Annotated in this window: 18 protein-coding genes and 2 pseudogenes; 1 reads left to right on the top strand and 19 read right to left on the bottom strand. The window is 45.6% G+C overall.

Annotation, left to right across the window (positions count from 1 at the left end):
* Window positions 1–675 precede the first annotated feature (675 nt).
* The 16 genes and pseudogenes from accA to rpsB form a co-directional block, all read right to left on the bottom strand.
* Complete coding sequence (accA, locus tag A4A68_RS03035) at window positions 676–1,635, bottom strand: acetyl-CoA carboxylase carboxyl transferase subunit alpha (protein WP_067566467.1); 960 nt, start codon at window positions 1,633–1,635, stop codon at window positions 676–678.
* A gap of 12 nt (window positions 1,636–1,647) precedes the next feature.
* Window positions 1,648–5,130, bottom strand: a complete 3,483-nt coding sequence (gene dnaE / locus A4A68_RS03030; RefSeq protein ID WP_067566464.1) for a DNA polymerase III subunit alpha — start codon at window positions 5,128–5,130, stop codon at window positions 1,648–1,650.
* 375 nt (window positions 5,131–5,505) lie between these two features.
* Window positions 5,506–6,654 (bottom strand): lipid-A-disaccharide synthase, encoded by a 1,149-nt coding sequence (gene lpxB / locus A4A68_RS03025; RefSeq protein ID WP_067566461.1) that lies wholly within the window; start codon window positions 6,652–6,654, stop codon window positions 5,506–5,508.
* A 2-nt stretch (window positions 6,655–6,656) separates the two neighbouring features.
* The gene (lpxA, locus tag A4A68_RS03020) at window positions 6,657–7,445 is read right to left on the bottom strand and encodes an acyl-ACP--UDP-N-acetylglucosamine O-acyltransferase (RefSeq protein WP_067566458.1); all 789 of its coding nucleotides are present in this window, start codon (window positions 7,443–7,445) and stop codon (window positions 6,657–6,659) included.
* 4 nt (window positions 7,446–7,449) lie between these two features.
* The gene (gene fabZ, locus A4A68_RS03015; RefSeq protein ID WP_067566455.1) at window positions 7,450–7,905 is read right to left on the bottom strand and encodes a 3-hydroxyacyl-ACP dehydratase FabZ; all 456 of its coding nucleotides are present in this window, start codon (window positions 7,903–7,905) and stop codon (window positions 7,450–7,452) included.
* A 114-nt stretch (window positions 7,906–8,019) separates the two neighbouring features.
* Window positions 8,020–9,060 carry a UDP-3-O-(3-hydroxymyristoyl)glucosamine N-acyltransferase gene (lpxD, locus tag A4A68_RS03010; protein WP_067566453.1) on the bottom strand — a complete coding sequence of 347 codons (1,041 nt, stop codon included), beginning with the start codon at window positions 9,058–9,060 and terminating at the stop codon, window positions 8,020–8,022.
* A 3-nt stretch (window positions 9,061–9,063) separates the two neighbouring features.
* Window positions 9,064–9,561 (bottom strand): molecular chaperone Skp, encoded by a 498-nt coding sequence (gene skp / locus A4A68_RS03005; RefSeq protein WP_067566451.1) that lies wholly within the window; start codon window positions 9,559–9,561, stop codon window positions 9,064–9,066.
* 137 nt (window positions 9,562–9,698) lie between these two features.
* Entirely contained in the window at window positions 9,699–12,125 is a 2,427-nt protein-coding gene (gene bamA / locus A4A68_RS03000; RefSeq protein ID WP_067566449.1) for an outer membrane protein assembly factor BamA, read from the bottom strand.
* Window positions 12,126–12,779: 654 nt separating this feature from the next.
* Entirely contained in the window at window positions 12,780–13,637 is an 858-nt protein-coding gene (cdsA, locus tag A4A68_RS02995) for a phosphatidate cytidylyltransferase (protein WP_067566446.1), read from the bottom strand.
* 112 nt (window positions 13,638–13,749) lie between these two features.
* Complete coding sequence (ispU, locus tag A4A68_RS02990; protein ID WP_067566442.1) at window positions 13,750–14,511, bottom strand: (2E,6E)-farnesyl-diphosphate-specific ditrans,polycis-undecaprenyl-diphosphate synthase; 762 nt, start codon at window positions 14,509–14,511, stop codon at window positions 13,750–13,752.
* 269 nt (window positions 14,512–14,780) lie between these two features.
* On the bottom strand, window positions 14,781–14,897 hold the full coding sequence (locus tag A4A68_RS03945; protein ID WP_158648182.1) for a hypothetical protein: 117 nt from the start codon (window positions 14,895–14,897) through the stop codon (window positions 14,781–14,783).
* 329 nt (window positions 14,898–15,226) lie between these two features.
* Window positions 15,227–15,331: pseudogene (locus A4A68_RS03960) on the bottom strand (hypothetical protein); the annotation flags it as partial.
* Window positions 15,332–15,608: 277 nt separating this feature from the next.
* Complete coding sequence (pyrH, locus tag A4A68_RS02985; protein ID WP_067566439.1) at window positions 15,609–16,340, bottom strand: UMP kinase; 732 nt, start codon at window positions 16,338–16,340, stop codon at window positions 15,609–15,611.
* A 134-nt stretch (window positions 16,341–16,474) separates the two neighbouring features.
* On the bottom strand, window positions 16,475–17,032 hold the full coding sequence (frr, locus tag A4A68_RS02980) for a ribosome recycling factor (RefSeq protein ID WP_067566437.1): 558 nt from the start codon (window positions 17,030–17,032) through the stop codon (window positions 16,475–16,477).
* Window positions 17,033–17,442: 410 nt separating this feature from the next.
* Window positions 17,443–18,299: pseudogene (gene tsf, locus A4A68_RS02975) on the bottom strand (translation elongation factor Ts).
* A 115-nt stretch (window positions 18,300–18,414) separates the two neighbouring features.
* Window positions 18,415–19,140, bottom strand: coding sequence for a 30S ribosomal protein S2 (gene rpsB, locus A4A68_RS02970; protein WP_067566435.1), 726 nt, complete (start codon window positions 19,138–19,140; stop codon window positions 18,415–18,417).
* A gap of 273 nt (window positions 19,141–19,413) precedes the next feature.
* Between rpsB and map the strand changes: the two genes are divergently transcribed.
* Window positions 19,414–20,208, top strand: a complete 795-nt coding sequence (map, locus tag A4A68_RS02965; protein WP_067566433.1) for a type I methionyl aminopeptidase — start codon at window positions 19,414–19,416, stop codon at window positions 20,206–20,208.
* Between the two features lie 1,164 nt (window positions 20,209–21,372).
* Here the strand turns inward: map and yacG are convergent.
* From yacG to A4A68_RS03755, 3 genes are all read right to left on the bottom strand, one after another.
* A complete protein-coding gene (gene yacG, locus A4A68_RS03275) occupies window positions 21,373–21,555 on the bottom strand; it encodes a DNA gyrase inhibitor YacG (RefSeq protein ID WP_082800158.1) in 183 nt (60 codons plus the stop codon).
* Between the two features lie 11 nt (window positions 21,556–21,566).
* Window positions 21,567–22,322 (bottom strand): cell division protein ZapD, encoded by a 756-nt coding sequence (zapD, locus tag A4A68_RS02960; protein ID WP_067566429.1) that lies wholly within the window; start codon window positions 22,320–22,322, stop codon window positions 21,567–21,569.
* 427 nt (window positions 22,323–22,749) lie between these two features.
* Window positions 22,750–22,923: a dephospho-CoA kinase gene (locus A4A68_RS03755; protein ID WP_231938059.1), complete on the bottom strand. Its 174-nt coding sequence runs from the start codon at window positions 22,921–22,923 to the stop codon at window positions 22,750–22,752.
* Window positions 22,924–23,462: the final 539 nt, after the last annotated feature.

Below are 23,462 nucleotides of genomic sequence, written 5' to 3'. Positions count from 1 at the left end.
TTTAATATATTATTCTCTTAAACAGATAGATCGTTCTGACGGTACTTTCGGCGAGCGTAATCCCGAAAAAAATTGTAGGCACTTACACTGTTTGGTAAGAAGCAAAGGAGAATGGTTTGAGACGAAAACACAAGGTTAATCAGCGACCAAGAAGACGTAAACTGCGCATTGTTTAAAATGGGCTGACAAGCCGCTTCAAAAGTGGCGCAAGCCGTTTCGGCTGCATAATAGCGCTACGATCAGCTTGCAACGCTGCAGAGGCAGCTTGCTCTTAGAACATCGACGTCACGTTTGCAAGCTGCATTTAAAATACGTTTCATATAAAAGCTACTTAACACTATTCATGCTGTGACATCTATGTATTATTAGCTACATATGAGCGAGAACTGATTTGCTTAAGTATAAATAGCCAGCGAGAATTTTTTGTTATATAACGCAAGGCTATTTTCATTTGCTGCATAGCAGACACTGATTCAGTGTATTAGGCTTGTTTCCAACACTTTGCTCTATCCATAAGTTCCAGATGTAATAGTCTTAATTATCTGATTTAGTAAAAGTATCGTAATAATGTTTATTAGAAAGTCCTTTACTAACCGAGCATTTAGAATTGGATCGACACGAAGCATCATTTAATCCAAACAGGATACCATGTATTTTTGTAGTAGCGACGGTTGTTCAGCAATAGCCGTAATTCATCAGACGGTGATAACGGCGGTTCAGCAATTCTTCCGTATTTAGGCCGTCAAGCTTTGACAAATCATCCAGAAGCTGTACTTTCAGTGAGGCGGCAATAGTCGACAAATCACGGTGAGCGCCGCCTAACGGCTCCGGTACGATGCTATCAATAAGCTCAAGTTCTTTCAATCGCGAAGCGATAATACCCATGGCTTCGGCAGCAATAGGAGCTTTATCTACGTTTTTCCATAAAATGGATGCGCAGCCTTCTGGGGAAATAACCGAATAAGTACTGTATTGCAGCATATTGACTTTGTCGCCTACGCCAATTGCCAGTGCCCCGCCGGAGCCACCTTCACCAATTACAGTGCAAATCACCGGCACGTGCAGCCCCGACATTTCACGCAGATTTTTCGCGATAGCTTCTGACTGGCCACGTTCTTCGGCGCCGACTCCTGGGTAAGCGCCTGGGGTGTCAATAAAAGTGAGTAGCGGCAGGTTGAAACGATCTGCCATCTTCATCAGCCGCAGCGCTTTACGATAACCTTCCGGTGCCGGCATGCCGAAGTTACGGCGGATTTTCTCTTTAGTTTCACGGCCTTTCTGATGTCCGATGATCATGACCGGTCTTGAATCCAGACGTGCAATACCGCCAACGATGGCTTTATCATCGGCATAGGCCCGATCGCCCGCTAATTCGTCAAAATCAGTGAAGATATGTCGGATATAGTCCAGCGTATATGGACGCGTAGGATGCCTTGCCAATTGAGCGATCTGCCAAGCGCCAAGATCGGAAAATATTTTCCGTGTTAGTTCTACGCTTTTCTCGCGCAAGCGCTGCACCTCTTCATCCAGATTAATATCTAATTTTTTGTTTTGACGGCTGACTGCATTCAGCGAGTCAATTTTCGCTTCTAGTTCTGCAATCGGCTGTTCAAAATCAAGATAATGCGGACTCATAATATTCCTATATTAGTCAAATTCAAGCTCCACTTGTTCCTTTCCAATAAGTGTTCGCAAATCATTCAGTAAACGGTCAGTCGGGTGCACTCGCCAAGTTGTCTTAAAGCGCAGCTGCGCGCGTGCATCTTGTCGTTGATAATAAAGATGCACTGGAATCATCCCCGATCGATGCGATTCCAAGAATAAACGAAGACGGTTAAGCAGTGAGTCATTAATTTGCTTATCGGTCAGCGAGATCGCAAGCCCGCGTGCGTATTTTTCACGTGCTTCACTAAGACTCATTAGTTCACGAACGATCATTTTCAGTCCACCGTTAAAATCAATACAATGAACCTGTCCTTGAGCGATAAGGATGCGGTCTTTTCCCAGTAAATGCTGGTATTTTTCCAACGTATCCGTGAATAACATCACGTCTAGACGACCTGAACAATCTTCCAGTATGCAAACGCCGATCCGATGACCACGTTTCGTGACTACTACCCGAGCGGACAACGCTATCCCCACAGCGGTCACTATTTTTCCGTGATTGGTAGGACGTATATCTTTTAGGTGTACCCCGCCGCTATAATACTCAATCTCGCGAAGATATTGAGTAATGGGATGCCCGGTCAGGTACAGCCCAAGCGTTTCACGCTCGCCGTCCAGCAATACCTTCTCCTCCCAAGGCGCCACGGTACTGTAAGTCGATTCTACCGCCGTCGCTTTTTCTGCTAGCACGCCAAACATGTCGCCTTGACCAATAGCTTTGGCTTTGACGTGCTGATCGGCGGCCTTGAGCGCATCGTCAAGAGTATCTATCAACGCGGCGCGGTGCGGTCCAAGACAGTCAAAGGCACCGGATATAATTAGTTTTTCCAGCACCCGACGATTGAGTTTTTTAATATCAGTACGCGCGCATAGATCGAACAAGTCACGAAAATGTCCGCCTTGATCACGTGCTTCAATAATTGCCTCGATAGATCCTTTCCCTACGCCTTTAATGGCTCCGATGCCGTAGACTATCACGTCTTCTGGATTGACGTGAAAATGGTACTGGCCGCTGTTGATATCTGGCGGAAGAACTTTTAGGCCCATACGCAAGCATTCGCCCACTAACTCTACTATCTTTTCGGTATTATCCATATCGGCACTCATCACCGCAGCCATGAATTCGGCAAGATAATGAGCCTTTAACCATAGTGTTTGATACGATAGCAGCGCATAAGCGGCGGAGTGGGATTTGTTAAAGCCGTAGCCGGCGAATTTCTCCAGTAGATCGAAGATCTTCATCGATAGTTCGCCGTCGACGCCGATACTTTCCGCGCCGGTTTTAAACACCGAGCGCTGTTTTGCCATCTCCTCCGGTTTCTTTTTTCCCATCGCGCGGCGTAGCATATCCGCGTCGCCTAGAGTATAACCTGCCAGCACTTGAGCTATCTGCATGACTTGTTCTTGGTAAAGGATGATTCCATAAGTCGGTTCTAGCACAGGCTGCAGCAAGGTGTGTTGCCACTCGCTATCAGGATAGGAGATTGCTTCTCGGCCATGCTTTCGGTCGATAAAGTTATCAACCATGCCTGACTGTAGTGGTCCTGGCCGGAACAAAGCTACTAGAGCAATCATATCCTCAAAACAATCTGGCTGCAGGCGTTTTATTAGATCCTTCATGCCACGCGATTCCAACTGGAAAACGGCAGTCGTTTCAGAGCGTTGTAGCATATCGAAGCTCTTCTTATCATCCAAGGGGATAGCAGCGATATTAATGGTTTCCAGACCCTGGCGTACGCGCCGGGCGTTGATTTTTTCCAGCGCTGAGTTGATAATAGTTAGGGTACGTAGGCCAAGGAAATCAAACTTCACCAGACCGGTGTATTCTACATCATTCTTGTCGAACTGAGTTACTGGATGGTTACCTTCTCCATCGCAGTAAAGCGGTGCAAAATCGGTAATTTTAGTCGGCGCGATCACCACGCCGCCGGCGTGTTTGCCAGCGTTACGCGTGACACCTTCGAGCTTACGTGCCATATCAATTAGTGCTTTGACCTCTTCGTCGTCATCATAAATCGCCTGTAATTGCGGCGCAGCAACAAAGGCTTTTTCCAAAGTCATACCTGGGTCGGGCGGTACTAGCTTGGAAATGCGGTCTACAAAGGTGTAAGGGTGCTTAAGTACTCGCCCAACATCACGGATTACTGCTTTGGCTGCCATGGTCCCGAATGTAATAATCTGCGAAACCGCATCTCGGCCGTAGGTTTCGGCCACGTGATCAATTACTAAATCACGTTTTTCCATGCAGAAATCGACATCAAAGTCTGGCATTGATATGCGCTCCGGATTCAGGAAGCGTTCAAATAGCAGATCGAACGCTAATGGATCAAGATCTGTGATGCTTAACGAATAAGCAACCAGAGATCCAGCCCCAGATCCGCGTCCAGGACCGACAGGGACGCCGTTGTCTTTTGCCCACTGGATAAACTCCATAACGATCAAGAAGTAACTCGGGAATCCCATTTGGTTTATCACCTGCAATTCGATAGCCAGACGTTCATCGTAAGACGGCCGTTTTTCCCGTCGCAAATCGGCAGAAGGAAACAGAAATGTTAACCGTTTCTCTAACCCTTCGCGCGCACATTTGATCAGATAATCTTCAGTAGATATCTCACCGGTCGGAAATTGCGGCAAAAAATATTCCCCAAGGCGGATAGTGACGTTACAACATCTGGCAATTTCTACGCTGTTAGTTAGCGCTTCTGGCAGATCGGCAAACAACTCGCACATTTCTTCTTCGTTGCGCATATATTGTTGCGAACTGTAATTTCGCGGCCGTTTAATTTCATCTATAGTAAAGCCACAATGAATTGCCACGCGGATTTCGTGAGCGTCAAAATCTTCCTGGTTGATAAAGCGCACGTCGTTGGTGGCCACAACCGGCAAGCCCCGACGTGTTGCCAGCTCAACTGCAGCATGCAGGTAACGTTCTTCATCCGACCGGCCAGTTCGGATTAATTCCAGATAGTAACGATTTAGGAAATAGCGCTCATAGAATGCTAGGCATTGTTCCACCTGCGGTGTATTACCACGCAACAGGAGTTTACCAACATCCCCTTTACGCCCTCCAGAAAGTAAAATTAGTCCTTCCTTATACTTAATCAACCAGTCGCGATCGATAACTGGCCCGACTGCACTGTATCCACGTTTATAGGCATCGGAAATCAGTAGGGTTAAATGTTGGTAACCAACATTATTCGCCGCCAGAATAGTCAATTCCGCCAGTTCGTCGTTCATCATTTCGCTTTGTACAAAAAAGTCTGCACCTATAATCGGTTTGATACCAAAATCATGAGCGCTGCTGTAAAATTTAATAAGTCCGCATAAATTGGTAAAATCAGTAATGGCCATTGCCGGCATATGTAAGGCAGCAGTTTTTTTTAGCAATGAATCGATTTTGTTTAATCCATCTATCATGGAATAGTCGCTATGGACGCGCAAGTGAATGAAACGTGGTTCAGCCATTTATAATATTACCCGTCAAGAGACTTTGACGCGACGTTAATAGATGTATGCCAATTCCAGTACCTGCTAAACCGGTACAAAATTTCGTCGATGAGGCACGGCGTGAAATACTTTTCTTGCCAGACGGAAAGGATTGGGTTCCACTTATGTTGGATCATAAAAGGGACTGATTTCTTTAATGTCTAGAGAGCAACGATTAATATCCATGCTAGCACAATATCCTATACTACCGCTAGACAGGCGACTGTTCGTCGCATTGCTAATAAGCTACTTGGTAAGTATTGATATTTTGTTTATATTAGAGACTTTCTCTAGTTCGTAAGTATTACTGTAAGATAGATAAAAGATTCTGTCGTGGTTTTCATTAGAAATGAATTAACAGTTAATCAGCGCTAACAACGCACGCGCTGCCTGCTCGTTGGCGTTACAGCGAATCTGTTGGTGTAATTGGCGAAATGTAGACAGCAACTCAGCACGCTTATCATCGTTATTAAACAGCGGAATTAGGGCTGCTGCCAGCGCTTCTGGGTGGCACGCTTTCTGCAACAGTTCTTTGACTAGTTCACGGCCGGCCAGCAGATTAGGCAGCGAAGCCCACGGCGTTTTCACCCACCGACGTGCTATTGTAAACGTTAAGGGCTTCATGCGATAGCCAACTACCATCGGGCACTTGGCTAGCATGCACTCAAGGGACGCGGTGCCTGAAGCCAATAGGGCAGCATCGGAGGCAATCATAACCTGACTGGCTTGATTGTTTAAAAGTCTTACTGGTAATGCTGGTGCTACTGCTGTCAAGATGTCCTTAAACTGCGCCCGCCTGGTTGGATTCACTAACGGTACGACGATCTCAAGCCCTGGAAAACGCTTATACAACAGCTTGGCTGCGCGCAGAAAGTTCGCGCTTAACATCGCTACTTCGCTGTAGCGGCTACCAGGCAGAAGTGCCAGGCATTGCGCTTCAGCAGCGATATCCAGCGCCTGGCGCGCGGCGGTTTTATCCGGGTCGAGAGGCATGGCGTCCGCCATTGCATGACCGATAAACTGACATGGAATATTGTAGCGATCGTAAAAAGCCTTCTCAAACGGCAAAAGGGCCAGTACGTTATCGGTGGCGCGGCCAATTTTAAACACCCGGTTCTGCCGCCAGGCCCAAACAGAAGGACTAACATAATGGATAGTACGGATACCACGCCGTTTAAGGCGGCCTTCCAACACAATCGTAAAATCCGGTGCATCAATGCCAACAAAGACATCAGGACGCAGCACGGTAAAGCGGCGGTCCAGGTCGCGGCGAATACGAAGCAGCCGAGGCAGGCGCTTAATTACCTCCACGATACCCATCACCGACAGCTCTTCCATGTCATACCAAGATTCCATTTCTTCCGCCCGCATGTGCGGGCCGGCAACGCCGACAAAACGAACTTTTGGCAGATGATCACGTACAGAACGTATCAAACCGGCACCGAGGATATCTCCCGATGTCTCGCCTGCCACCAGGCCTATCACAATAGGACGTGAAGACATAATCAGCGAATAATACCGCGCTGGGAGCGCGGTAAAAAATCAAGGAAGGTGTTAATTACTTCGTGTTCTTTTGCTAGTGCTTCCAGTTCCGACTTAGCTGCTTTGAGAGTTTTACCGCTGCGATAAAGAACCTTATAGGCAGCACGTATCGCGTTTCGGGCTGTACGATCGAAACCACGTCGTTTTAATCCTTCAATATTCAGGCCGAAAGGTGTGGCGTGATTACCTTGGGCAATAACAAACGGCGGCACATCTTGGACAACGCCAGAACAGCCGCCAACCATTACATGAGTGCCAATAACGCAGAATTGATGTACCGCGGTCAGACCTCCGATTATAGCATAATCATCGACCGCTACATGACCGCCGAGTGTGGCATTATTCGCTATAATGCAGTGACTGCCTACCGTGCAGTCGTGGGCGATATGAACATTTACCATCAGCACATTGTCGTTACCGACTCGGGTAACTGCTCCGCCTTGTATTGTTCCCCGATGGATTGTTACACTTTCCCTAATCTGGTTACGGTGCCCAATTTCGACCCGTGTCAGTTCCTCGGCATATTTCAGATCCTGATTAACGTCACCTAGTGAAGCGAACGGGTAAATTTGATTATCTTCACCTATGTGGGTGATGCCGCTGACCACCACGTGGGATTTCAGCATTGTGCGCGCGCCGATTTCAACCTGCGGCCCGATAATACAAAACGGACTAACATACACATTGGCGTGGATGATAGCGCCATCTTCTACAATAGCGCTGGGATGTATAAAAGCGGATTGATCAACCACGTATCTAGACCTCCCGGCGACGGGCACACATCATCGATGCTTCGCAAACTACTTCAGCATCAACCTTGGCGACACCTTTGAAACGCGCGACGCCACGACGTTCTTTAATAAATTCAACTTCGAGGACCATTTGATCGCCAGGCTGTACTGGACGTTTAAAACGAGCTTCATTAATGGCAGCAAAATAATAGAGTTCTCCAGGGGCCAACTTACACGCACTTTTAAACGCCAAAATGCCGGTCGCCTGTGCCATGGCTTCCAGAATCAGTACGCCTGGGAAAATCGGTTTACCTGGGAAATGCCCCTGGAAAAAAGGTTCGTTGAAGGAAACATTCTTTACCGCCTGCAAGAACTTACCTTTTTCAAAATACAGCACACGGTCCACCAGTAAAAATGGAAAACGATGTGGCAAAAGTTCTAATATCTCTTCGATATGCAGAGTATGAGTGTCAGTAGTCAAAATACTCTTCCTGTCTATAAAAACGTGGCATCAATAACACAGTCTGCTTGCTTTACCTAGTCTACGGATATAGTAATGTCTCGCTGGTCAACCGTGCTTGACGCGCCTGATTCTCTACAAGGAGCGAGAACGATGAGTTTTTGCTAATTTTCGCTCGATAGTGTTCATCCGCTTACGCATATCGCTAATATTCATGACTAATGCGGCGGTCTTTCGCCATTCTTTATTCGGCTGCAGCGGGATTCCAGATGAATAGACTCCGGGCTCGGCTATCGAGCGCATTACCATGCCCATACCGGTTACTATGACTCTATCGCAAATAGTTATATGACCGTTGATAACGCTCGCGCCGCCAATCATGCAATAGCGACCAATGGTTAGGCTGCCCGCCATGATAACACCGCCAGCAACCGCGGTATTGTCACCAATAACTACGTTATGTGCAAGCTGGCACTGATTATCAATAATTACACCATTTCCAATACGGGTATCGTCTAGCGCGCCGCGATCGATGGTAGTGCAAGCACCAATTTCGACTCGATCGCCAATGATAACGCGGCCAAGCTGCGGTATTTTGATCCAGTCGCCGCGATCATTGGCATAACCGAAACCGTCTGCGCCGATCACAGTGCCAGATTGAATTAGGCAACGTTCGCCGATGAAAATATCGTGATATACGGTGACGTTGGCCCATAAGCGTGTGCCGGCGCCAATTCGGGTATTTTTACCAATAAAACAACCAGGTCCGATTATTACGTCATCCCCTAGTACGACACCGGATTCAATTACCGCATTAGCGCCCACCGCTACTCGTTCCCCAAAGGTTGCATTTGTAGAGATGATTGCTCCGGCGCCGATATCCTCAGCGGGTTTCGGCGTAGTATCCATCAACTGCGCCATACGGGCGTAGGTAAGGTAAGGATCTCGGACAACCAGTGCAGCGCCGGTGACACAAGGCAAGCTATCTGCAGTGAGCACTACCGCCGACGCTTGACAAGAAGAGAGGTTTTCACGAAAACGGCTGTCAGAGAGAAATGTAATTTGCCCCTCTTGCGCACTGCCCATGGAGGCAATACCGGTAATGCTAATATTACCATCACCGTGCAATTGTGCATCCAACTGCCGCGCTAAATCAGCCAGTCGAATTGAAGACATGGCTTATTTAACCTGTTTTAGAACGTCAGCGGTGATGTCTTTGGCGTTGGTGGCGTAAGCTACGGCGTCAGCATTAATTACCACATCATAACCTTCTTTGGTGGCTACGTTTTTCACTGCGTCCTGAATGCAACTCAGAATCTTGTTACGTTCTTCCGTCTGACGCCGACGGTTATCCTGCTCGAACTCCTGTGCTTTGGTAGAGAAGGTTTCGCGCTGTACCATCACAGATTTCTCTAATGAGTCGCGTTCGCTAGCTTTCATAATGGAGCCGTCGCGTTGCAAACGCTGTATCCTAATCTGGAGATCATTTTCCATGGACTGAAGTTCGCTAGCGCGATCCTTAAATTCATTTTCGAGCTGTTTAGAAACCACAGCCCGCTGCGGCGACTGCTGAAAAATAGTGGAGACGTTAACTACAGCGATTTTATCGGCAGCTTGCGCGATAGTAGAGGTAGAGAATACTAAACCCAGGACCATGGCATATAACCACTTTTTCACTATAAACTCCTTAACCGCTCTTTGTGTTTTTCTTTAATGTAAAGTCAGGCGATAGTAAAACATGATATTCACTTAACATTTTGTAATGCGTTAATGTCTTTGTGTTGCTTCTTGTCTATACGTCATCTCGTGTAATATTACCACGTTTTGCCGATATTAAATTGAAACTGCTCTGACTTATCGCCGTTGTATTTCTTGACCGGCTGCGCATAAGAGAACACTAACGGTCCCAATGGAGACATCCACTGTAGAGCAATTCCGCTTGAAATACGGATATTACCTGGTTTGCTGTAGTCCGGAATCGCGGCGGCGTGGGTGGCGCCGGTACTTTGCCAGCTTGTATCCCACACGGTAGCGCCATCGACAAATAGTGAAGTGCGTACCGAGTTAGAATACTTCTCACTCAAGAACGGCGTCGGCAAAATAAGTTCGGCGCTGATAATCGCCAGCGCATTACCTCCTACGGAATCTCTAGATTTGTCGATCGGACAATTACTATAGTGGGCATTACCGCTATTGCATTTATAATACGCTGCTTTTGGACCAATGGTATTGGAACGGAAACCCCGCACGGTATTGAAACCGCCCGCATAGAAGTTGTCGTAGAACGGAACGTCCTTTCCACTAAGACCATCGGCATATCCGGTGCGGGCTCGGCCCATCAGTACCCAGTTGCCACTTTTGTTAAGTGGAATGTAATGACTGGCGTCGAGGGTAATTTTGTAATATTCGTTATTGGAGCCGGGCACCGTGACCTTACCAGTGAAGCTGGTACGCGAACCGGTAGTGGGGAAGTAACTGCGATCCAAATTGTTGTAATTCCAGCCTATCGATAAGAAGAAATCATCAGCGCTAAAATTGACATCACTGTCCGATTTATTTGTGGTGACTACTTTGGGATTGATACCGACACTTTTTAGATAGCGCCACATAGTTATCTGAGGTTGCATATTGGTTAGAGTATGATGCACGTAATCCAGGCTTAAATTCAGCGAATGGTTTTCACTTATTGGAAAACCTAGCGTGCTATCTACACCATAGCTACGCAAATTATAATCGGACAGGTCCGCGTTATCGGCGCTAAAATCATTATAAAAGATCTTGCTGCCCAGGCTGACACCATCTATTGTAAAATATGAATTGGTCATAGATAGTTCGGCATGGGTTTGGTAGTCGTTCTTCGTGCCGTTAAAACCGATGGTGTTTCCGGTTCCAAGCCAATTATTCTGCTGGATACCGAATTGAAAGCTCGCGCCGCTTTCGGTCCCGAAACCGACGCAAATGTTGATACTGCCAGTGTTGCGTTCTTTCACCTTGTAGACCACGTCTACCTGTTCAGGTAAGTCTGGCACACACCGGATTTCGGTGTCTACGGTTTCGAAGTAGCCCAAACGATTAAGGCGCTCTTTACCCTGAGCTACCAGATTGTTGCACATCCAGGCTCCTTCCATCTGACGCATTTCACGGCGCAGCACGGAATTCTTAGTAATATCGTTGCCTTCAAAACGCACTTGACGGACGTAGAACCGGGTGCCTGCATCAACGCTAATGTACAGCTTGGCTGTTTTATCTGCGTTGTTGATTTGCGTCTGCGTCACTACGTGAGGATAGGCATAACCGTGAAGATCTAATAATTGCTTAATGTCGTTTTCTATTTTAGTAATTTTTGTGCCGTTGTACAGTTCACCCGGCTGTATCTTGGCTAATTGTTCGATTTCGTCGGTGTAGCCGGCTATATTGCTATTGATTACCATACAGGACACCTTGTATTGTACACCTTCGGTAATATTCAGGGTAATATAGATGCTTTTCTTATCTGGTGTTAGATTGACCTGCGTGGAGTTAATCTTGAAGTTGGTATAGCCGCGGTCAAGATAAAATCTCCGCAAGGTTGTTAAGTCGCTAGCTAGCTTTTGTTTTTGGTATTTGCGATTGCCCACTACGTTCCACCACGGTATTTCGTCACGCAGTTGGAAGCATGAAATTAGCTCATCGGTTGTAAAGGCGTGGTTGCCAATAATATTAATTTGTTGAATTTTAGCCGAGATGCCTTCGGCAAAGATCAGCTTTAGATCAACGCGATTGCAAGGCAGAGGCGTGACTACAGCCTTAACCGTGGCGCTGTATTTGCCGGCGCTGTAGTAAAAATCCTCAAAGCTTTTTTCAATATTGGAAATAATGGCATAGTCAAGAACTTCGCCGACCCGAACGCTCCGAACATCTAAATTTTGTTTAAGCATTTGCTCGTTCACCGATTTATTGCCGGAAAAGGCAATGCTGGCAATAATTGGACGTTCCTTAACCCGTACAACTAGTGAATCTTCGTTACGAAGTACCTGGATATCTTCAAAGCTTCCGCTAGCGAAGAGTGCGCGGATAATCTTATCGATATCTTTATCGATTGCCTTATCACCGATACGGATCGGCATATTAAGTAGTGCCGCACTAACGGAAACTCGTTGCAATCCTTCAAAATGAATACTTTTAACTATGAACCCGTCTTCACTGTATACGGTAGTGCTACTAAGAAGCAGCGACACTATGAGCAGCTTTTTCATCGCCATCACGGTTATGCGTTCTTCCTAATATAATCTCAGCCTATAGGCTGGACAAATCATTGAAAGGCTAGATCCATTATCAGTATCAGCAAAATCGAGCGCATGGGTAACTAAAGTCATGCACTTATTCAGACTTTGAATTTTTCTAAAGAAAGAGTAAATGCCACCATTGAACACCAGTAATAGAAACAGATTGATAATCTAAAAATTGGCGCTTATCAGCGCCAGAAACATCTAGTAGTAAAGCTAATCACATCGGCGCAATGTCAAGGTATTTCTCGCTTCTCTCTGAAGAAGTTTTATTATTGCTAATTTTGTCGATGAGCTGTAGACGAGCCGAATCCTAATCAGGCGTTTTGATACCTTTAACCGACTGAAGTTCCATACTGAAATTTCAGCCTGAACTGCGATAGAATGAGGCTACTTCGCTGATCGCAGGCTGGTAGCTCAGCACGCCAATTAAGAAAATTAGTCAGAAACAATATGACTAAACGTCTTATGCCGACGTTCGGCCCCGACAGCTCATACCGTTCATCCGTTCCATCATCTCGGCAAGCTACCTAAAATGATTGAACTTGTGCTACATTATTACAATATCCGCGCTACGATACATGTAGCAAGGATATTAAAACTGCAGCATAAATTGTATATAGTCTTAGTTCAGACAGCGTTAAAAACTAAGAGCATCAGACAGGAAAATACCGGCACCGCAGCGGTCAGGCTATCTATCCGATCTAAAATTCCGCCATGGCCTGGGATTAAATGGCTACTATCTTTGATACCAGCCTCCCGTTTGAACATACTTTCGGTTAAATCACCCAATACTGACGCCAGCACCGCCATGATTGAGGAAACCAGTAGCGTAAACGGAGCGGCGGTAATCGGAGCATGCTTGATAAATAACCAGGTAATGACCGCGGAGGTGATCAAGCCACCCCACAATCCTTCCCAAGTCTTACCTGGCGAGATTTTTGGCGCCAGCCTATAATAACCTAGCGCGCGCCCAAATATATAAGCGCCTGAATCCAAGCTCCACACTAATACCATGACATAAAATAGCCACCAGGCGCCGGCGAAATGGTTAATATCATAATTATGCTGACGTAACGCTAGCATCCCCCAGAAAAAGGGGACAATAGTTAAGATGCCGAATACCAACCGCAGTAGCCGAGATTTACGCCAAATCACGGCGGAACGGGGATAGCTCAATATGAGCGGCAACGCTGATAGCCACCAGACAAGAGCGACCCACAAAGTATATTGCACTTGCCAGACTGTCACGAACGGCCGGTAGGCCGGCACAATGAGCAACATTATCGTCAGTAATAAGCCGCACAGAATTGCTAGAGCGATGCGCTGGCTAAGTGAAGCCAATCCCGCGAGCTGGCCCCATTCCCAGGCGCTGAACATGCACACAGCGAGCGTGATCAGGGCAAAACCGACCGGCTGCAACAAAAACAGTGCAGCAATAACGATTGGCATCAAAACCAAGGTAGTAAGAAGACGATATTGCAGCACAAACCCTCCTAAGGTCTCTCATTATTACAAACAAGCATGAGTCGTTCTTTTTTTTAGGTAAAAACAAGGCAAATCCTTAGGTTTCTTCATTTGCAGCTTATGACGACCGTATTTAAGATACATTAACATTAGGTATTATTCCACCGAAACGCCGCTCGCGTTGAGCAAAAGCATCTAACGCACTTTCAAAAACAGTGTCATCAAAATCCGGCCATAACACGTCAGTAAAAAATAGCTCTGCGTAGGCAATCTGCCATAGCAAAAAATTACTGATACGATATTCCCCGCCGGTGCGAATAAGGAGATCTACAGGGTTCAGCTCATTTGTGCAAACGACCTTAGATAAAGCGTCCTCATTTATTTGGTCAGGTCGCAGGATACCCTCTCGCACTCTAGCGGCAAGTTTCTGTACCCCTTGAATGATATCCCAACGGCCACCATAATTCGCGGCAATATTTAGGGTCAATCCGTTATTGTTATAGGTCAGAGCTTCTGAACGGCGAATTCTCTCCTGCAAACACAGGCTGAAACGCGAAGTATCGCCAATAATTCGCAGCCGGACATTATGCTTCTGTAGACTTTTTACCTCGCTATCCAACGCAAAGACAAATAGCTCCATTAGTGCGGACACTTCCTGACTAGATCGGTTCCAGTTTTCGCTGCTGAAGGCATACAGCGTCAATGCTTCGAAATGGTGGCGGACGGAAAAGCTTACTGCGCGGCGGACTGACTTAACGCCGGCCTGGTGGCCGAAAAGACGCAATTTCCCCTGTTTTTTAGCCCAGCGGCCATTGCCATCCATAATGATGGCCACATGACGCGGTGAGGAGAAGGCAGGCAAAGATTTTCCCTCTTGCTGATTTTCAGACGACATCACGCTTACGTATTTCCTCAATAAAAGTACTACCGGCCTTACCGAAACAAACCTTGAAAACGAAAAGTGTATACATGCACAGCCTAGGCTGATTTATCCGACTAGCCAATTCATCGAAGGGATGAATGGCATAAACTATAGCATTTTGCAGGTTAACGAACAAATCTGCTATCGCAGTATACTGACAGCTTACTATCTAAAATGAACAATGTTCTGGAGGGCCTTTGTTCGCGCTTGTCTGTCGATGATCAAGACCTCTTCAACGCTGTCTAGTTTAGGTAGACCGATTTGTTCCAGCACCGCCGATTCACGTCGGAGATAAAAACGAATATCACTCTGTATAAAAACGTCGTCACCGCAATTTCATTAGTGGCATTTAGCGTCATCGTCGCTACTTGCCCTTTCTGGCAAGCACTAAAACCAATTGCAGGCAGGGACGAACGGTATCTAGCTGCGTAAATCTCGGCGTGCCAAGGCGTAAAAATCTAGCGATGCGACGCCTTCAAGAACCCGTTGGGGTACACCATCGCGTAAGCGATAAGCGTAGGTATCGAGAGATACTAATTACGTCAGTATCCTGCCTCGGTATAGCGTACCATCAAGTAAATTATGGACTGGGGATACGCAGCAGCACTTCTTGCTTTGCATCAGTGTTGAACAACCAGCACGTTTCGATATATTCCAGGCCTTTATTCATCATGGTGACAAAATTTACCGACGGCCTATCGATTAATTTAGAGTGCGCAAAAACTGCTCCAGCGTTATCGTGACTAGTGTCGCTAGTTGATATGTGATGAAAAGAACTACCGGAGCTCAACACACCATATTCCGATAAACTCTGATAAATCGCAATTGTGTTCACCGTTCACCGGCAAGTAGTCATGACGTAAGGGCCGCGCTTCATTAAAACACTGCAATAAAAGTGCCCAAACAGGAAGGCACTGCTGTAGCGTTTATACAAATTAAATTTAGGGCGCTATTAAGCTTTGAACAGGAATCAACAACAGCGGTACGCGACTCACCGTACCTAACGAAGTCGGACTTAGCCTCCGACTAGTTTGAATACCGTTAAGCAAGCTGGAAAAGCACGACCATCGTTATGCATTACCTGTAATCAGGGTGCCTTCTTTATCACCCATGACCACTCTCCATAGCGCGCCAGGTTTATTCATATTAAAGACGCGTATCGGTAAATTATGATCCCTCGCTAGAGTGAAAGCGGTCGAGTCCATAACCTTAAATTCTTTCTTCATCACATCCTGATAGCTCAACTGATCATAAAGCATAGCATTTGGATATTTTGTGGGATCAGCGGAAAAGATACCATCCACTTTTGTAGCTTTCAGTACGGCTTTAGCTTCGATTTCAATGCCACGCAGACAAGCAGCGGAATCAGTGGTGAAAAAGGGATTTCCGGTACCAGCGGTAAAAATCACGACACAATTATTGCGCAACAGAGTGATGGCTTCGGCCCAACTATAAGTGTCGCAGACGCCGTTCATCGGAATCGCTGACATTAAATTAGTGTTAACATAAGCGCGATGCAATGCGTCACGCATCGCTAGACCGTTCATAACGGTTGCCAACATCCCCATATAATCGCCCACCACGCGATTCATACCGGCCTTTGCTAACCCTGTACCACGTAACAAATTGCCACCGCCGACGACCGCACCCACCTGAACACCCAACTCCACCAGTTCTTTAACTTCTTGGGCTATTCGGTCTAGCACGCTGACATCTATACCAAAACCTTCTGAGCCTTGCAGGGCTTCACCGCTTAATTTGAGCAGGATACGCTGATACATGGGTTTTGCGTTAGTTGCCATTAATCTGTTCCTCTAATGTAAAATTATTGGTATCATTTTGCGTTTTGTCTATATCGGTTTACACAAAAGAACGCCGCAGCGAAATTCCCTGATAGTCAGGGACCCGCTGCGGCGGTTGCATTTCGCTAAGGGGATTAAATTTCCATTAATTCCGATTCTTTTTCCTTCAAGGCGTTATCAAGCTTTTTGATCCAGACATCGGTTAGCTTCTGAATTTCATCCTGCGAGCGGCGATCTTCATCTTTACCGATGGTTTTATCTTTTAACAGCGCCTTTACCTTATCGTTAGCATCGCGGCGGACGTTTCGTATTGACACTCTACCCTGTTCTGCCTCAGCGCGTACGACTTTTATCAGATCGCGGCGGCGCTCTTCAGTCAACGGTGGCAGCGGTACGCGAATCACCGTGCCGGCGGAAGACGGATTTAGTCCCAGATCGGAGATCATAATAGCCTTTTCCACCGCCGGTGTCAGTGTCCGATCGAAGACGGTGATGGCTAGGGTACGGGAGTCTTCGGCAATAATGTTGGCCAACTGGCGTAAGGGCGTCAACGAGCCGTAATAGTCAATCTGAATGCCGTCAAGCAAGCTCGGAGAAACACGGCTAGTACGGATTTTGCTGATATGTTCTTTGAACGCGTCGACGCATTTTTTCATGCGAATCTCGGCGTCTTCACGGATTTTATTAAGCATATTGCGAATCCTTGAGACTAAGTTGTTTTGTGGGACAGTGGCTGTTGGTTGCCATGCAACGTTATGCATGACTGGTAATTTAAATACTTGCGTTATCATCATGAGCGCCACTGTAACACGCGAGTCTCGTTTACATTAAACACGTGTTAATAAATTGTGATTCTATTCTAAAGTACAGGTGCCTAATCTATACTCACAACGTATACTTTTATTTTCTGGTTTATGCGGTCTAGTACTCTAGGTAGCCGCTTAATTTAAGCAGGATACGCTGGTACATGGATTTTGTATTAGTTGTCATTTATTTCTCCTTGAGAACAATTGATGCAATAAAATTTACCTGGTGTTGTGCCACAGCTGATGAGTAAGCACACAGTGGCGGATCTGCGTGCAGACGGGTCCAAACAACGTAATTAAAACTTCTTTTCTATCACGGTCATTTCGGCGGCGAATCGCTTTCAGCGTTCACAATGTTTTCACCTACTTCAAAACGAATAAAGTTATTGATTTTAGCATCGTGTTCACTCAGAAACTGACCAACGGTCTTGCTTGGGTCCATCACGAAGTTTTGTCCAGTCAGAGAAATCTCGTCGGTGAACTTACGCATACGGCCTTCGACTATTCTCTCGGTGATTTCACGTGGTTTTCCGGACTGCACAGCGATATCGAGCTGAATTTTACGCTCACGGGCGATGACGTCAGCAGGGATGTCATCCGCACTGACGTATTCTGGTTTGCTGGCAGCAATATGCATAGCTACGTGCTTCATCAGATCTTTATCGGCACCTGCGGAGGAAACCATGACGCCAATGCGTGAGCCGTGCAAATAAGAGCCAAGAACATTGCCTTCAAGAACACCGAGGCGGCGGAGATTGATATTTTCACTAATTTTTGTTACTAATGCAGTACGCTGTTCTTCAAATTTGGCCTTCAACACTTTCACGTTGGTAATATGTTCGTTCAGCGCAGCGGTAATGACTGCATCGCCAAAAGCTTTAAAACAATTGCTTTTTGCAACGAAATCGGTTTCACAGTTTAACTCGATGATAGCGCCGTATTGACCATCTCGGATGATTTTGGTCAGAATAATGCCTTCTACCGAGATACGGCTTGCTTTCTTGGCGGCCTTAACTTGACCGGATTTACGGATGTTATCGATAGCTAGTTCGATATCACCCTGAGCTTCAACTAGCGCTTTTTTACATTCCATTATACCTGCGCCGGTACGTTCGCGCAGTGCTTTAACCAAGACAGGGGTAATATCAGCCATTATCTTTTCCTCATTATTCCGTGTTGGAGATAGGTAAAAAGCAAACCTGTAATAATAGGCCCTTTAAGCAACATATTCAAACTTGGTTAATCAGGACTCCTGCAAGCCGTCTTTATTATTTAGTTTCCACAAAGTTTTCTTTGACTTGTTTTGACAGACCCTGAGAACGGCCTTCGCGTATAGTTGTAGAAACGGCAGTTAGATATAAGTTAATTGCGCGAATGGCATCATCATTACCCGGGATAATAAAGTTGACGCCGTCTGGATCTGAGTTAGTATCAACGACAGCAAAAACCGGAATGCCCAGATTGTTAGCTTCATTGATAGCGATATGTTCACGTTCCGCATCAATAACAAATATCGCGTCCGGCAGACCGCCCATATGCTGGATACCGCCAAGGCTGTTTTCCAGTTTACCTAGCTCACGCGTGCGCATCAGCGCTTCTTTCTTAGTCAGCTTCTCAAACGTACCGTCTTGAGACTGAATTTCCAGGTCTTTTAAACGTTTGATAGACTGACGAACCGTTTTCCAATTGGTTAACATCCCACCTAACCAGCGATGGTTGACGAAAAATTGATCGCAGCCATTAGCCGCTTTTTCTACCGCTTCGCTTGCGGCGCGCTTAGTGCCGACAAATAGGATTTTACCTTTACGCGAGGCGATTTTATTTAACGTAACTAAAGCGTCGTTGAACAACGGTATGGTGTGTTCTAGGTTAATGATGTGAACTTTATTGCGAACACCGAAAATGAATGGCTTCATTTTCGGATTCCAGTAACGGGTCTGATGACCAAAATGCACGCCAGCTTGGAGCATGTCATGCATGGAAACAGTTGCCATGATAAACCTCTATGTCTATTTGGGGTTATGCCTCCACATATCCCATACGGACGACCTCGACCTTATGATCAAAGCACCCGGCACATGTATCGATACGTGTGTGTAATAGCGCAGTTTTTATACCATAAAACACGCACGGACTCCACCAAATGTTTTGCGAAGCCTGCGAGAATAATGATAATTTGGCAGCGTCCGGTCGTACTGATACCATTAACTCACTTGCTAATTTAACTTATATTATTGTCGATCTTAATGTCGATTGTGGATCTCTATATGGCTATTCCTATTAAAATAGCAGACGATATTACGAAGATGCGCGTTGCCGGCAGGTTAGCCGCCGAGGTTCTGGAACTCATTGAGCTTTATATAAAACCAGGCGTTAGCACTGGCAAATTAGATCGGTTATGCTATCAACATATCACCGAGAAACAGCACGCCGTTTCTGCGTCGCTCGGCTACCATGGTTTTCCGAAATCAGTTTGTATTTCTGTCAATGAAGTTGTATGTCACGGAATTCCGAGCGATGAAAAAAAACTTAAAGAGGGCGATATTCTGAATATTGACGTCACTGTTATCAAAGACGGCTTCCACGGGGATACTTCAAAAATGTTCATCGTCGGCAAGCCGACTATCCTCGGCGAGCGACTATGCCGTGTGACGCAAGAAAGTCTATATCTAGCAATTCGCATGGTTCGGCCAAACATCCGCCTGCGTACGCTTGGTAAAGCGATTCAGCAGTTTGTTGATGCAGAGCACTTTTCTGTGGTACGTGAATATTGTGGTCATGGCATCGGGAAAGGCTTTCATGAAGAGCCACAGGTGATGCATTATGATGCTGACGACAGCGGTGTGGTTTTACAACCTGGCATGGCGTTCACTATTGAGCCTATGATCAATGCCGGAGACTACCGCATCCGCACCATGAAAGACGGCTGGACGGTAAAAACCAAAGATCATAGCCTGTCGGCACAGTATGAGCACACGATCGTGGTAACCGAGGACGGTTGTGAGATCATGACACTGCGCGCCGATGATACCTTACCAACAGTAATCCACCATCCAACTTAAGATTACTTGCTGGCCGATCACAACTGGAGTAGGGGGAAGCGCATTCGCACAGGCCAGCGCTTGCTTGTGCCTTGATTGTCTCATTACGTCTTCGCATGACGACCCTTTCCGGACCAAAGCTTTTAATTTACCTAGGCGCCTGTCAAATTTTCGGCTCAAATTAACCGGATAAAACCTTCTGCCGTGGTTCAAGAACTACATGAAACATCCGGTGCAAATATAAAGGAACTCACTAAGGTCGCCAAGAAAGCGAGCTGTATCGAGGTAGAAAGGCATTTTTCTGAACAAAATCATCCAAGATGGTCAATACGGCGCTATCATCGAGTTAAACTGTGCCCTTTTTATATTACTACGGTTTTGTTTACGTACCTAAAACTGTACTAACAAATAACAAGAATCGATAATTGCGTCGCACTGAATCCAGTGCTCCATACTTACATGCTAATACTATAAGGTTGTCATTGCAAGTTTAAAATAGATATTGGTTGTTCTTTTTTTTAAAAAAACGAAATAATATTTCTACACTTTATGAGACACTACTATAAGAGCCAAGATGGTACATCATTTACATGATACTTGTGATCATTGTTGGACAAAGATTAATCTTTCGCTTCCTGGGGGGGAGCATATGCGCAGTGTCCTGACTGACACTATCAGTAAGGAGGATAACAGATTATTTGTAATGCGCGTTTTGAATCCTAAAACAAATTCATTAATGTTGCTTTTGTTGTTGGATAAATAAAGGAATGTGGCATCTATTCTTGCAAATCTATGGTCAATGCTTGATGTAATTCATATAAAGCACGCCTTTATGGTGTCGGAAAGGTAGGGCATATGCAATGAGACTTACACACTTTACCGTCAACCACGCGATATATATTACTTAAAGTTTACCGAGAATTATTTACTGATTTACTTACTATACGACTAGCGAAATTTAACAAAACGGCCACACATCAGTACATCAGTTATGTAAAAACTATGTTAAATTTACTTATAGCATTAGTCATTTTAATAGCGTTTGTATAACCCAAAAAAGGAAACAAGCTCATTTTTTATGCCACAGCTATATCGACTTCAACATTAGGCCCTGTACTTGTCAGCCATCTGCTCTAGCAGATTTTACATATAACGTTGAGCTCCAAATAGCGAGTAATTATCACATTAAACTCTGTCGTCATCGGTAATTTGTACATCGCTTGATATACATCTTTCTTCTTTCATCCATTCGCCAAAATCAACCAACTGGCAGTGTTTGCTACAAAACGGTCGGAATGGGCTTCTTATACTCCATTGTACCGTCTTGCTGCAGGTAGGGCAGGTGACGTTAACTATACTTTCACTCATAATATGTTATCCTAACAACAAGAAAGTTCAAAGGGCAATCGGTTCGGCAACACACCATTTGCACTGTCTAGAGGAAAGAAACGAATGGCATAATGGATTTTATAGCCGGATACTTGCGGATATAGTCGATACTCAACTGGGATACGCAGCCGTAGCAAAACGCCTCCTTCGGTATTATTGCGGAAAAAGCCGTTTAAACTGATTTGGTTTTTAAACGACCCTGAATGGCGCATGATATCCAGTATGGAGCTTAGCGCGGCGTTAAGCGGAGATAGCGTTTGTAACCAGCTGTTTACCTTCATGTCCTTTTGCGACTGCGGTAAATGGAGCCAGAGATGCAGTGCGGGCAAGTCGAAGCTGCAACAACCGCCAGGTATGAAAAGTCGCTGGCGTATGGCGCCGATCAGGCGATCTTCACGCAGCACTTGCCCAAAACGCGGGGCTGACATTAGCGTCGCAGCTTGGTGCTTAAATTCGGCTCGCAAAGCACTGACGCGCTTACTGTCAACACCGGGCATCCCCTCCCACCGCAATAACTTTTTCTGCTGACGATCGAGCTCTTTCAAAATTTCACTGCGAATATCGCTGCGTTCTAGAAAATCTAGCATATCGGCCAAAGCACGAAAAAACATCAGCGCGTTGGCCGTTTCATTTAACGTTGAATATTTATAAAGCTGCTGTAATAGAAACTCCAACCGTAGCCAGGTACGCGTTTTTTCATTTAACGGGTGTTCAAACAGCACTGTTGTCGAGCAAATGTCACTCATAGTGATTTATCTCGGATTTCTGATACCGTAAGCGTTGATGCAAGGTAGCAACGCGTCCGTTATCTTCTCGGGACACCCGCTATTATCAATAACATTATCTACGTAGGCTAGACCGCTGACGTAGCGCCTGTGACGCTAGAATGTTTCAACCTACTTACAGCTGACGCCGTCCAAACTTATTGTTCTGGCAACCTGGCACTTGCGTTTTACGTCCAGCACTAGCGCCAATTAGCGCGTTGTTGCAGGTTGTTTACGGTCAGAGGAGCATTACCTACAGCACGTACGGTGCGTGCGTAGAGCGCAATTTCTGCTCTATTTGACGTTGAATAAGCGAATGAATCAAGTCGTTAAGTCAGATTTTTTACCGAGTCATTGAAAACGCGCTCTCGAAGCGAGGCACAATCTAACGAGCCGTCCATGCTTAATATCATTGGCCAAAACATTTTACGATAGCGCGCAGCGTCAAACTTTTCGATTGTATCATTTCTCGGGCAATGACGTCAGCATCTGCCAGAGGCACGTCGAACGAAGAAAAGGTGTTGACTACCGCGCTTTTACCGCTACCGGTACCACAGGTCAATGCTACAATATATTGGATCACGTTAACTGTTTTATCTTAAAATGAAATCTCTCAGTGTAAGATAAATCAGTACGATAGTAGCCTACAATGGGCAAATTGCGCAGTGTTGCTCTAACTTCAATCCTGCGAGTAATACCGTTAGTAGAATAGAAAATTCTATTCGATATTTGTAGGTGAAAACGATAAAATTAGTCTTCGCAAGGGGACAAGTGTATGTAAATGAAGGCGGTCCGTCGAGGCATATCTCTTAAGAGGCTTTAATGTTTAGTGCTATGCTGCTGCATTATCACTTCCTCCTATCTCAAGGAGAGTAGATATAGATTATTTATTGACCGATAGAAGGTTATAATGACCTTTCTCAAACAAGTCAAAACAGGTGATATAGCCTATAATTTCACTAAGAAAAAATAAAAGCATTCAATAGTAGTCTCCGCAAAAACCGCTACGGTGTTAGAGATGTCTTCGTGAAATTAAGCAGTTGTGAAACGTTATAACTTAATTTACTCAAATTACACCTACTGTTCAGCAGGCATTCAGATTCAATTTATTGTGATTTAGGT

Origin of the sequence: Candidatus Doolittlea endobia (assembly GCF_900039485.1) — a bacterium.
GTDB lineage: Bacteria > Pseudomonadota > Gammaproteobacteria > Enterobacterales > Enterobacteriaceae > Doolittlea > Doolittlea endobia.
The sequence above is the reverse complement of the archived record's forward strand: the minus strand, read 5'-3'. Positions and strand labels throughout refer to the sequence as shown.